At 61.0% G+C, this 8017-nt stretch carries 9 protein-coding genes and 1 pseudogene; 6 read left to right on the top strand and 4 right to left on the bottom strand.

Annotation, left to right across the window (positions count from 1 at the left end):
- Positions 1-194: 194 nt before the first annotated feature.
- On the bottom strand, positions 195-416 hold the full coding sequence (locus ACVWXC_RS13055) for a high light inducible protein (RefSeq protein WP_011429062.1): 222 nt from the start codon (positions 414-416) through the stop codon (positions 195-197).
- 101 nt (positions 417-517) lie between these two features.
- Positions 518-2029 (bottom strand): threonine ammonia-lyase, biosynthetic, encoded by a 1512-nt coding sequence (gene ilvA, locus ACVWXC_RS13050; RefSeq protein WP_457393198.1) that lies wholly within the window; start codon positions 2027-2029, stop codon positions 518-520.
- A 160-nt stretch (positions 2030-2189) separates the two neighbouring features.
- Between ilvA and ACVWXC_RS13045 the strand changes: the two genes are divergently transcribed.
- A complete protein-coding gene (locus tag ACVWXC_RS13045; RefSeq protein WP_011429064.1) occupies positions 2190-2672 on the top strand; it encodes a pyridoxamine 5'-phosphate oxidase family protein in 483 nt (160 codons plus the stop codon).
- 36 nt (positions 2673-2708) lie between these two features.
- On the opposite strand, the gene ACVWXC_RS13040 is transcribed toward ACVWXC_RS13045, so the two are convergent.
- On the bottom strand, positions 2709-3635 hold the full coding sequence (locus ACVWXC_RS13040; RefSeq protein WP_099812602.1) for an alpha/beta fold hydrolase: 927 nt from the start codon (positions 3633-3635) through the stop codon (positions 2709-2711).
- A gap of 89 nt (positions 3636-3724) precedes the next feature.
- Between ACVWXC_RS13040 and ACVWXC_RS13035 the strand changes: the two genes are divergently transcribed.
- The 4 genes from ACVWXC_RS13035 (at position 3725) to ACVWXC_RS13020 (ending at position 7011) form a co-directional block, all read left to right on the top strand.
- Entirely contained in the window at positions 3725-4456 is a 732-nt protein-coding gene (locus ACVWXC_RS13035) for a WecB/TagA/CpsF family glycosyltransferase (RefSeq protein ID WP_011429066.1), read from the top strand.
- A gap of 525 nt (positions 4457-4981) precedes the next feature.
- Entirely contained in the window at positions 4982-5668 is a 687-nt protein-coding gene (locus ACVWXC_RS13030) for an ATP-binding cassette domain-containing protein (protein ID WP_099813283.1), read from the top strand.
- A 92-nt stretch (positions 5669-5760) separates the two neighbouring features.
- Positions 5761-6678, top strand: a complete 918-nt coding sequence (locus ACVWXC_RS13025; protein WP_457393193.1) for a cell division protein FtsX — start codon at positions 5761-5763, stop codon at positions 6676-6678.
- Positions 6679-6771: 93 nt separating this feature from the next.
- Entirely contained in the window at positions 6772-7011 is a 240-nt protein-coding gene (locus ACVWXC_RS13020) for a DNA-directed RNA polymerase subunit omega (RefSeq protein ID WP_011429075.1), read from the top strand.
- A 32-nt stretch (positions 7012-7043) separates the two neighbouring features.
- Here ACVWXC_RS13020 and ACVWXC_RS13015 read toward each other — a convergent pair whose 3' ends face one another.
- Complete coding sequence (locus ACVWXC_RS13015) at positions 7044-7847, bottom strand: mechanosensitive ion channel family protein (protein WP_099812601.1); 804 nt, start codon at positions 7845-7847, stop codon at positions 7044-7046.
- A gap of 98 nt (positions 7848-7945) precedes the next feature.
- Here ACVWXC_RS13015 and ACVWXC_RS13010 point away from each other — a divergent pair.
- Positions 7946-8017: pseudogene (locus ACVWXC_RS13010) on the top strand (IS607 family transposase); the annotation flags it as partial.

Raw genomic sequence — 8017 nt, 5'->3', positions numbered from 1 at the left:
ATCAACGACCCCCATCATGGGTAAGCGACTAAAGTGGCTAGCGGGCTTTTCCGCCCCGCACTCAAGTGCGGGGCTACCAAGCTATCCTTTTGTGTGCAAAGTCAGCCAAGGAAGGGCTTGTTCAGGCAAAGATCGCCTGTACTCCCAGGTTGACCGCCTCGGATTTCACAAGCCACGGCTTGCTTTTCCCTCTTCTACTGCCCCAGGGACTGCAGCCAGCCGATGAGAGTAGTGCCAGACAAGGCTTCAAACAGGATCAGGGCAACAAAACCGATCATCGCCAAACGCCCGTTCAAGCGCTCTGCATAGTCGGTGAAGCCCACCCGCGGAACGGTGTCCACGTACATCTCCGGCTCGATGGCGTAGTTGTTGAGGCGGCCACCTTCTTCGACTACGACGGAGCGATATCTGCTCATAGGATTCTCCTTGCTTTTTCTCTACTAGCGTAGCGCGCTCTACATAGGACTGTAAAGTTTTGTTTACAACTTTGTTCACCCCCGCAACAAGCCGACACTGACTAGGCTAGGAAGAGTTTGTAGGCCGGATTGTGGCTTTCGTCCCAGTAGCGATAGTTCAGGGTATCCAGAAAGCGCTGCCAGGCGGGCATTTCCGAGGTGGGCACTTGCATGCCGATGAGGACGCGACCGTAGTCGGCGCCGTTGTTGCGGTAGTGAAAGAGGCTGATGTTCCAGTTGGGGCTCATGCAAGACAAGAACTGCATCAGGGCCCCGGGCCGCTCCGGGAACTCGAAGCGGTAGAGCAGCTCGTTCTCGGCCAGGGGGGAGCGCCCCCCCACCATGTGGCGTAGATGCAGCTTGGCCAGCTCGTCGTCGGTGAGATCCAAGGTCTTAAAGCCAGCCCGCTCCAGATCCAGGGCCGCTGCCTGGGCATCGGCCCGATCCCGCACCTGTAGGCCGACAAAGATGTGAGCTTCGTGGGTATCGGCAATGCGGTAGTTGAACTCGGTGAGGTTGCGCTGGCCGATGTGGGCGCAGAACCGACGCAGGCTGCCCCGCTCTTCGGGGATGGTGACGGCGAAAATGGCCTCCCGCTGTTCGCCGATCTCGGCTCGCTCGGCCACAAAGCGCAGGCGGTCGAAGTTCATATTGGCCCCGCTGGCCACCGCCACCAGGGTCTGTCCCTGGATGCCGGTGCGGCTGACGTAGGCTTTGAGGCCGGCAATGGCCAAGGCGCCGGCGGGCTCCAAAATAGAGCGGGTATCTTCAAAGACATCCTTGATGGCGGCACAGGTGTCGTCGGTGCTCACCAAGAGGATCTCGTCCACGTACTGCTGACAGAGGCGGAAGGTTTCTTCCCCCACCTCTCGCACCGCCACCCCATCAGCAAACAGGCCTACCTGAGAGAGGCGCACCCTTCGGCCAGCTCGTAGGGAGCGGTACATGGCGTCGGCGTCCAGCGGTTCTACCCCAATGATTTTGATCTCCGGGCGCAGGCGCTTGACGTAGGCGGCGATGCCCGAGATCAGGCCGCCCCCGCCGACGGCGACGAAGATGGCGTGGATGGGCTGTTGAGACTGGCGCAGGATCTCCATGCCGATGGTGCCCTGGCCAGCGATCACCAGGGGATCGTCGAACGGATGGATGAAGGTCAAACCTTTCTCGGCTTCCAGTTGCCGCGCGTGAGCATAGGCATCGTCAAAGGTGTCGCCCTGCAAGACCACCTGGGCCCCCCGCGCCCGCACCGCGTCTATCTTCACCTGGGGGGTGGTGACGGGCATCACGATGACCGCGTGGGTGCCCAGCTGCTGCGCTGCCAGGGCTACCCCTTGGGCGTGGTTGCCCGCAGAGGCCGCGATCACCCCTTGCGCCAGTTGCTCCGGAGGCAGGTGGGCCATCTTGTTGTAGGCCCCCCGCAGCTTAAAGGAGAAAACCGGCTGCAGATCTTCCCGCTTGAGCCAGACCTGGTTGTTCAGGCGGCGGGAGAGGTTAAAAGCCGGCTCCAGGGGGGTTTCTTGGGCGACGTCGTAAACGCGAGCCGTGAGGATCTGAACAAGATAGTCACAATACATCGGGATGTATCGACGTCGATAGGGTTGAAAAATGTCGAAAAACGTTGCTCCCGGTGGTGCGGGCTGCTCAAACGGGCAATGGATATTATCCCAGGGATCCAACCCTTCTCAAACGAGGGGGGGCTTGGGGATAATAGCAGGGGCAATGGGAGAAAAAGCGATGTCGGCGCAGGAAAAGTTGAAGGCGCTGCTGGAGGGCCAGCCGGTGGCCAGCTTGGCGGTGCTGGATCACGGATCCCCGGCGGTATCGTTGGTGCCCTTCGTGGTGCAGTGGGATCCCTTGCGCTTTGCCATTGTCATCAGCGACCTTTCTTCCCACACCCAGGCTTTGCGGGCGGATCCGCGAGCCAGCCTGCTCATCCACGAGCCGCCCACGCCGGGGGATCCCCGCAGCAACCACGCTTTGCCGCGGGTGATGGTGAGCGGAAAAGCCCAGTTCCTCAGCCGCAAGGAAGCGCAAGCCCAGGGGTTCGAGGCTCTTTATCGCGCCAAGTACGAGATTGCCGAGATGATCCTGGGCCTAGCGGACTTCCACTTCTGCCAGATCACCCCCACCGGCGGCAGCTTCATTCAGGGGTTTGGCCAGGCCTTCCGGCTGAGCGGCCCCAACCTGGATCAACTGGAGCACCTCGGTCGCTCTTAGGCGGGAGAACCCAGACCTTCCTCCTCGCGGGAGTTGCTAGGGGATCCCGAGCTCAGGTTTTCGGGTGGGATCCCGGATCCAAGCCAGCAGCAGCGGGTTGACCAGCTCCGGGGCCTCGTCTTGGGGGCAGTGGCCAACTCCCGGCAGGGGGATGAACCCCACCACGCAGGGGAACTCGGCCAAGGCCCGCCCCAAAGCAATGGGCTCCCAGGGATCCACCTCTCCCCAGAGGATGAGGACGGGGCAGGTGACCTGGGGCAGGAGATCCTCGGCCAAGGGCCCCTGGGAGTAGCGCACAAAGGCCAAGAACACCTCTGCCGCTCCCGGATCGAGGGCCGGTCGCAGCAAAAGCTGCACCAGGTCTTCCGTAACCGCTTCCTTGCGCCCATACGCTTGGAGGAGGATGTTGCGAATGGCCCAGGGCTGGGCTATCTGGGCAAAGAAAAACCGGCCGAAGGGGGGCCACCCCAGCAAGGACTGGATGAGGGGGGTGGTTCGGCGGCGCAGCCAAGAGATCTGGCGACGCTTGCGCTCGTGCAACAGCCGCAGTGAGGGATCCAACATCGCCACCCCCAAGGCCTGGCCTGGCTCGAAAACAGCCGCCTGCAAGGCCACAATGCAACCAATGGAGTTGCCCACCAGATAAGCTGGCTCCCCCACCACCTCCCGCCCAAAATCGGCCACCTGGGCGCCCCAGGTTTCAAAGGTGTAGGGGAAAGGGGATCCCGGCAAGGGCTTGGCGGATCCCCCAAATCCCAGGAGGTCAAGGGCGTACACGCGGCAGTGCCGCCCCAGCTCCGGCAAATTTTTCCGCCAGTGGTCGCTGCTGGCCCCAAAACCGTGGATAAGCACCACCGCCGGGCCGGCGGATCCCGCCTGTTGGTAGCGGATGGACTGGCCCTGCCAGAGCCAGCGCCCCTCGCGGGGGGCCAAGACGCTTGTAGAAGGCTGTTCAGAGAGCATGGAATCCCTATCTCACCCCGAAGGATAGCGCTCTTTTTTGTTGGCACAATCTGGATTGGGAAGCAAGTTCTCTCCCTAGGCCCGTGGCAATGTCGTTGGTAACCTACTCCCTTTTGGGCGTCAACCTGCACCTTACCCTGCCGGAAACCCATCTGCAGAGCTATACCGCCTGGATTGAAGCCCGCATCAGCCAGGGCCTGGGTGCTCAGGTAGTCACCTGCAATCCGGAGATGATCATGCAGGCGCAGCGGGATCCGGCCTTTGCCCAAGTGCTGCAGGAGGCTGAGCTGGTGATCCCAGATGGGGCGGGGGTGGTGTGGGCTTTGCGGCGGCAGGGGATCCGTGTCCAGCGGGTGCCGGGGATCGAGCTGGCCGAAGCTTTGATCTCGCGGGCAGCAGAACGGGGGTGGCGCTTGGCCTTGGTGGGAGGAAGGCCGGCAGTCAACCGGGCAGCGGTTCAGCAGTGGCAAGCTCACTTTCCCTCTCTGTCCATTTGGGGCCATCACGGCTACTTCTCTGGCGCCGAAGAGGAAAAACTTCTGCAAGCTCTCCAGAAAATCCAACCCCAACTGGTGTGGGTGGGGCTGGGATCCCCGCGCCAGGAGCTGTGGATCCAGAGATGGCGCAGCCTCTTGCCCCAGGCCATCTGGATGGGGGTGGGGGGCAGCTTCGACATTTGGGCCGGCCAAAAACGGCGAGCCCCCCGCTGGTGGCGTGACCATCACCTGGAATGGTTGTATCGTCTCTATCAGGAACCTTGGCGCTGGCGACGCATGTTGGCTTTGCCCAGGTTTGCCTGGCGGGTGCTGTGGGATCGCTGATACATTTACGCTGAACACTGCTGAACATCACTGTTCAACTATGCAGCGATAGCATTCTGCTTGTTTCCATTCGCGTTAGCGGGACGGAGTCCAAACAGAATGGCGGTATCCCGCAAAGCTTTGAGTAGAATACCCAAAGCGCAGTTTCCGTGTCGTCTTACTACCAATTTTCTGCTTTGCTTTGGCTACCATGTTGGCAGACTCGAAAGTAAACAGAAAGATCAACTGGTAGTAATCCGTACTGAACATATTATACATTATTTTCAGTATAGCTGAGCTTATTATTGACTAGAGTCATGCTCTTCTCCCTCGCGCTCCTAGCCTGGCAGCTCCACTCGTTCCCTTCTCTCTAGGCGCTTTACCACGATGCTTGGTCAGCACATCGGCTACGCTCCCCGCCTTCACCCTTGGGCTGGTACAGCCCCAAACCCCTCCCTCCTCGTCCCAACCGACCCAGAAACAACCTTGGGCCTCTACCGCAAGCCCCAGACCGGATCCCTGCCAGCCCTAGGTAGCGCTGAGAGAATGGTGTCGCTGCGGGGGGTGAGCAAGGTCTTTCCCAACGGCAACTGGGTTTTCCGAGATGTGAACTTGGAGGTGCGCCGCGGCGAGTTTGTGTTCGTAACCGGGGTGTCGGGGGCGGGCAAGTCCACCCTGCTACGGCTGCTCTACGGGGCCGAACAGGCCACCGAGGGCACGGTGATAGTGGATGGGGTGTGTCTGTTTTCTTCGGAAGGTCGGCGGCGGCCCTACCGCATCCCGCCCCGCCCCCTAGCCATGTTGCGGCGGCGCTTGGGGGTGGTTTTTCAAGACTATCGCCTCTTGGCCAATCGCACCCTGGCGGAAAATGTGGCCTTTGTGCTGCGCGCCCAGGGACTTTCCCCAGCAGAGATTCGCCGCCGCCTGGGGCCGACTTTGAAGATGGTGGGGCTGACCGAGAAGCGGGATTGCTTCCCGGACGAGCTTTCGGGAGGGGAGCAACAGCGCCTCAGCTTGGCCCGCGCCATTGTCAACATGCCCGTCTTGTTGCTGGCCGACGAGCCGACGGGAAATCTGGATCGGGAAAACTCCCTATTGGTGCTCCAAATCCTGGAGCGGCTCAATTCTTTTGGCGTGACGATCCTCATGACTAGCCACGACCCCTATCTGGTGGAGCGGGCGGGTCACCGGGTGGTGCGCCTGGAGGGAGGACATCTGTACGATATGCGCTGAGGGGCTCCCGCCAGAGCGGCGCAGCCCCATCTTCCTCTCCACAACTGCGACGCTAAAGCTTAGAGCGGGCAAACTCTTGGACGGTAGGCAGCATGCACTCTCTCTCCCGATTTCTCAACAAAATCCGCTACCTCCTGCAGGAAACTTTTTTGGGGTTGCGGCGAGGAGGCTGGCTAAACTGGGCGGCGGTGAGCACCCTGTTGGTGTTGCTGTTTCTGGTGGGGATCGGCGTGGAGCTGTCTCGGGGGGTGGATGCAACGGTCCAGTCGCTGGGGGGGCAACTGGAGATCTCCGTCTATCTGGAGCCGGAACGCCGGGGGGTGGATTTGCAGCCCCAAGTGGCCCAACTGCCTCATGTGGCGGAGGTGAGGGTGATCACCAAAGAGCAAGCTTGGCGCGACCTTTTGCTGGAGATGGGGATCCAGGATGAGGCGGCCCTGGAGACCCAGTTGGGGGATAACCCTTTGGTGGATGCCCTGCGAGTCAAGGCCGATTCTGCCGAGATCCTAGGTCAAGTGGCCGAGCAGATCCGCCAACTGGAGGGGGTAGACGAGGTGTACTACGGCGACCGCATTGTGGAGCAACTGGCCCAAATCCAGGAGGTGCTACGTCTGGGATCCCTGAGCATCACCGGGGTGTTGGCCCTGACGGCAGTGGCGGTGATCACTACCACCATTCGCCTGGTTGTCATGGCGCGGCGGCGGGAGATTGAGGTGATGCAACTGGTGGGTGCGACGGCGACCTGGATTTACTTGCCCTTTATTTTGCAGGGCTGCCTGTTCGGGGTAGTCAGTGCGCTGGGGGCTTGGGGCTTGGTTCTGGGATCCCAACAGTTACTGCAGGAGGCGCTGGAGCAGTTGATTGCGCTGCCCTTCCTCAAGGTGATGCAGGCCGATCCCGGCCAGGCGGAGTTTTGGTTTCTGCCGCTGCTGTTGCTGGGGATGGGGGTTTTTCTGGGCACCAGCAGCAGCTTGATTGCAGTGCGCAAGTCGGCGGGGCGTTGGTTTTGATCGGGGATCCCTCGCCCTGGGCCGGGCTGACGCCTTTATGAGCTGCGAGAGGTTTGCTAAGATAAAAGGCTACCTGGTAACAAGACGCCGACCATGACCTTGCGTAACCCTCACTTGGGCATCGACAACGACGAGCTGATGCGTCGGGTAGAGGCGTTAATTAACGCTTCCAAAAACCGCTATCGCATCACAGTGCAGGTAGCCAATCGGGCCAAGCGTCGCCGCTACGATGACCCCAACGATGTGGAAGAGGGCTGGATGAAGCCCATTCGCCGCGCCATCATCGAAATGTCCGATGAGCTGACCGAGCCGGAAATCATCGGCGACGAGTAGCCGCCTGGCCCCCTTGGAGCTGCGATGGCCAGCTAGGGAGGAAGTTGGCCGGCTCGCTCCTCAGAAATGGGATCGGGGTTGCTCAGCCGTGACTCCATTGGGTGCAAAAGGCGGTGGGTTTCTTCCGGGCTGAGGCCCTGGATGCGCATCTCCAGTGGGCTGCGGAACCAGAGGGCTTGTTGCGGAAACGGGATCTGGATCCCGGCTTGGTCGAAGGCATGCTTGAGGCGACGGCGGTATTCCCGCGTCACCCGCCACTGCTGCAGCGGTTGCACCTTGATCCAGATGCGCAATGTAATCCCCCGCTCCCCCAGGTCATCGACGCCGTGCATCTCGGGGGGCTCGCGGATCTTGTCCCGCCAGGCCGGCTCCCGATACATCTGTAGAGCCACCTGCTCGGTAATGCGGATGGCCTGTTCCAGGTCGTTTTCGTAGGCGATCACGATCCCCAGATCCACCCGCGACCAGCCGTTGGAGAGGTTCTCCACCACCCGAATGGCGCTGTTGGGAATGGAGCGGGCCCGCTGCGACACCGGCGGCAGGCTGCCGGGATCCCCCTGTGGCGCGGCGACCAAGAACAGCCGCCGCCCATCCAGTGTCACGGCCTCCGTTTGGATGGAAGCGGTGGGCAGGCTGAGCGCTTGCCGCAGCTCTTCCAGAGCATCCAAGCGGCTGAGCAAAGGCACGTTGGAGGCGGTGCCGTGGTTTTGAGAAGTTTCCTGCCCCCAGGCAGGCTCGATGGCCGGAGATAGGGCGAGGGACGCGCCGAAAAGGAGCGGCCACAGCAGGGATCCCATTTTCCCCGACTTATCTACCGGTCGCAGCTGGCGCAACATGAATCGTTTGCGTCCGCGGTGTGGAGCATGACTCTAGTCAATGATATGCTAGACTATACTGAAAATAATGTACAATATGTTCAGTATGGCTGCTTGGTATGGCTAGATATGTAAAACCGAGAGAAGCGGCGGATTATTTTGGGGTGTGTCTCCACACTTTGAGGCGATGG

Source organism: Thermostichus sp. OS-CIW-20, from assembly GCF_054061455.1.
The sequence above is the reverse complement of the archived record's forward strand: the minus strand, read 5'-3'. Positions and strand labels throughout refer to the sequence as shown.